Annotated in this window: 3 protein-coding genes; 1 reads left to right on the top strand and 2 read right to left on the bottom strand. The window is 45.2% G+C overall.

Annotated elements, in window-relative coordinates:
* Window positions 1–184: 184 nt before the first annotated feature.
* Entirely contained in the window at window positions 185–2,863 is a 2,679-nt protein-coding gene (locus tag H6G17_RS32150) for a CAAX protease (RefSeq protein WP_192162771.1), read from the top strand.
* Between the two features lie 8 nt (window positions 2,864–2,871).
* Here H6G17_RS32150 and H6G17_RS32145 read toward each other — a convergent pair whose 3' ends face one another.
* A complete protein-coding gene (locus H6G17_RS32145; protein ID WP_192162775.1) occupies window positions 2,872–3,444 on the bottom strand; it encodes a DUF3611 family protein in 573 nt (190 codons plus the stop codon).
* Between the two features lie 102 nt (window positions 3,445–3,546).
* Window positions 3,547–4,074, bottom strand: a complete 528-nt coding sequence (locus H6G17_RS34455) for a PDZ domain-containing protein (RefSeq protein WP_192162773.1) — start codon at window positions 4,072–4,074, stop codon at window positions 3,547–3,549.
* Window positions 4,075–4,180: the final 106 nt, after the last annotated feature.

Below are 4,180 nucleotides of genomic sequence, written 5' to 3'. Positions count from 1 at the left end.
TCTGCTTTTGGCGAGAAAATATATCGTCGAACCGACGACACCAGTTATCAAAACATGCTGGCATCGCTGCACTTACTTGATCTTTCATTTACGCTGCTCCTGTTGAGACTGACGTAAAACTACCTCGGTGACTGTATTGTATCTCTATTTTTTCTTACTTTTCTACAAAGTCCCACTAGCTCCCTTGGAAAGCCTTAGCTGGTGGGCGGGTTGGTATGGCGATCGCATAGACACTACGCCCGATCTAAAGGGGAAATCGCAACCTACCCCACAACAAAAAGCTGCCAGCCGTTATGTAATTTATCTCGATGGCATTGGTCAGTCTACATTTGAGTATCTGCCAGATATTCAAGAGTTTTTAGACTCTTTAGCACCCATTTTCCCAGAGGACGTGGTGCTAATTAAAGGAATCATGCCCTACTCAGTCCGCAATAACCCACTGACAGGAAACCGCCCCTTGGCATTTTTTTGGCGCTTGGCTGACCGATTGCGGCTCAAAAATCCTGCTAGCTTATTCGGTTACTTAGTTAACATTCGCAACGTCTTGATCGTTGCCGTTTCTGCTGACAAACGCTACGGACCCATTTACAACCTGGGAATTGCCCAAGTGATGTATCAAGCCCTGATCCGACACGGCTACCAACCCGATAGCGGTGTACCGATTACCCTAATTGGTTTTAGCGGCAGCGGACAAATGGCAGCAGCAGCAGCCCCGCTTTTGCGGCAGGCGTTGAGTGCACCTATCGAGGTCATTTCCCTTGGCGGGGTGATTAGTGGCAATATTAATGTTTTGAAACTTGAGCATCTCTATCATCTGGTAGGTGACAAAGATATAGTTGAGCGTATGTGCGTGATGTTCCCAGGACGTTGGGCTATCTTCTTTTTGTCTTACTGGAATCGCGCTCTTCGCATGGGTAAAGTGAGCCGGATTTCTCTAGGTTCAGTCGGGCATCAAGTACCAGGAGGATTAATGGACCCAGAAAGATTTCTCCCCGACGGTCGTAGTTACTTGCAACAAACTATCGATTGGGTGACAGGAATTTTATTTGACACTGCCCAACAAGAGGATCGGGCGGCTCCTTGCAAGTTAAGCAATTACGAACGGTATCGGCAAGCAGATTTTAATCGCCCAGAGTCTTATCCAATCGATCGATCTGTGTCACAAGAATACTACCGAGCGATCGCACCCTGGATGGGACGATTAATTCTACCCGCCTCATACCAGCGGCAAGCTATTAAAGGAGTGTTGTTTGAAGTTCATCATGCCCCCGCTGATTTTCAACATCTAGTTGGACAAGTCGTAATCTTGCGCCTCAGTGACGAGCCAGAGGTGCAATCTTACGTCCAAGCAGTAACTAAAGACGTGCATTTTAGCGCCCAAGCAGAGTACAGCAGTCAACAGGGCATCGTTCATCCGACTCGAATTAATCGCTGGCGACTTGTCAATCCTTTGGAATCGCTAGCAGGTTCGCATCCCCACGATGACGTAATGGTGATGTTACCTGAACCTGTTGTCGTGTGCTCATTAGGCAACGATCCCGACACTACACCACACGCCTTGTACATCTCTCACGATCCCGTGCAAGTTACGGGGCGATACTACGGATTAGTGAAATTTGTACAACCAATTCAGCCAGAAAGTGACTTGTTTAAAGTGGCTCACTTCAATCGGGCTTCAAAGCAATTTGATGGAGCAGAAGAAATTGTTAAGATGCCTTCTGTAGTAGCCAACCGCAATAACACTTATCCATCAACCAGTAAGAATATTGAAAAATCTCCTTTAAACGAAACCGGATGGTATATTTATGGCGCGCCAGATGAGTCAGGATTATTTGTCGTGCAGGCTCTAGCGCCGCGTGTCCTGTTGCAGGTCAAACCAGATCGCGCGATCGCGGGCAAAAAGTCAGTCAAAAAGTATCTCAAAAAAGAGTCCTGGGATAATCTGGCTGCCCAAAAAGGGAAGATTAGCTCTGTTCTGCTGGGCGACGAGACAATTCAAGCAAGAAGTGCTACTTGGTATGAAGGTAAACGGGCTTTACTAATTCACGTCTATGGTGGGATTGGTGGCAAGAAAACGGAACCCAAGGCGAAAAGTCCGCTCTACTTCGGTCACTTTGCTTACGGAATTGCCAAGGTAGTGCGAGAACCGTTAACCGATGAATTGCGATTTGAAATAGTTTATCACCAAGTCTACACTCATAATACTGATGGACTGATTGCAGGTAGCTTGCATTGGTCGCGTTACATGGGCGATCGCTCATTTGGCTGGTTAGGGTTGCGTCCAGTTGCCGATACCATAGTCGAACTCGATGGTTTTACTGGTGATTATGAAACTACTGATGGTTGGAAGCGATCGCCTCTAGATCGAGTCATCCATCAATTGGAAATTATGGCGGCTCGCTATCGCATTGGCGACGGGACAGGAGGCACTTTCGTCGAACCTGCAAATAACTGCACCCAGGATGCCAATCAAGCCTTATATGCGGCGCTGAGGCAAATATCTAGAGCAATTCGGTCTCACCCAAATGTTGAGAAATGGAAACAACAACATCCCGAACAGTTGCATAGATTAGAGCAGCTAGAAAGGTTAGCTCTCGATTTGAAACATATACTGTTACCGTGGGGAACGGCACGAGCAGACTGGAGAGATCGGGCTGAAGTATTAGGTAGCACCCTGGAAGATGACCCAGTGCAAAACTTAATTCGCAGTTTGCTGACTTGGCGTACTATCTTACCTCGTCTGACCAGTGATGAGGTGATTGAAGCATTTCTCAGACAGGGTGGTTCGGCGTGGGTGTTGCGAACTAATCAGGTTGGTGGAATAGATCCTGAGATTGAACCTGTTGCGCCGATGACTCTGTAGTTGAATTTCTATCGCTCTAACCAGTTAAGCAACCCCAGTGAAGTCAGACTTCCGAAAAAGTGAGCGCCAATCAGATTGACGTTTGCCAAAACCACAAAAAGATCTAGGGAACGAATGACATTTTCAGGTCTATAGACTGCCACTCCTTGAGGCAGAGCTAGAGATTTCGATAATACAGCAATAACGGTCACTTCAGATGCTAAAAAAGCTAACAATAATCCGCTCGAACTGACGATTAAACCAGTTTGCAATACTTGAATTACGTCATCTTTTCTTGGATGTAATTCTCGATTAGGTGACTGTAAAAGTTTGTCTAAACGCCTATAGCAATTCACCCAATAGAGTCTAAAGCACAGCACTAAAATTCCAATAATGCCTAAAAAAACGCCAAACCCCATGACCGGATTTGTCGTTGTTTGAGTAGTGACAGTACGACTAAATACAGCCAACAACAAAGCCAAACTAGAAACAGCGCCTAGTGATAACTGTACCCAAAAGCTAATCGGTCTTACTACGTGAAAAGTAGCGGCAAATTTTTGCTTAGTTGGTGTAGGTAAGTATGAATTTAAGTCATTTGATATTTTCGTTTTCCTTCAATCTATTGAAACACTTTTTGATTTTTGAAAATAGGCTTCAGCAATTTTAGACTTGGCATAGCGCCTTAAGTAGTTAACAATTTCAGCTTACGATCGAGAGGCAGCATCTAGCAATTGCTCCGGTCTAACTGTGATAGTTTGAGGTAAACCATTGCGGTTAACTTCAAATTGAAGAGTATTTCCGGCATGTGTTGCTTGTACTTGCTCTTGAACAGAGTCGGCGTTTTGAATTTGAACTCCTTTTACTGAGGTAATAATATCGCCAGGACGTAAGCCACCACGCGCTGCTGGAGAGTTGGGAGCCACAGCGACAATTAAGACTCCTTGCTCTCGATCGACTTTAAAACCAAGATTACTTTGATTAATTTCCTGTTGAATTTCCGGTGTTAGCTCAATCAGTCGCACACCTATATATGGATGTTCGACTCGACCAGTTTTTATTAATTGATTAGCAACCCGCTGGGAAGTGTCAATTGGAATTGCAAAACCTAAACCTTGCGCTCCGCTAAGAATTGCTGTGTTAATGCCAATTACTTGTCCTTGAGCGTTGAGCAAAGGTCCCCCAGAGTTACCAGGATTAATTGCCGTATCGGTTTGGATAAAGTCAAGGCGTATGTCTTGGGTTGTGTCGCAAAAATGATAAGGTGAGGAGGTTAATTTCCTCTGACCTCACTCTAAATGGCATCTGAATCTTTGTTTAAATGGCGACACTTTGTACCCG

Origin of the sequence: Chroococcidiopsis sp. [FACHB-1243] (assembly GCF_014696895.1) — a bacterium.
GTDB lineage: Bacteria > Cyanobacteriota > Cyanobacteriia > Cyanobacteriales > Chroococcidiopsidaceae > Chroococcidiopsis.
The sequence above is the reverse complement of the archived record's forward strand: the minus strand, read 5'-3'. Positions and strand labels throughout refer to the sequence as shown.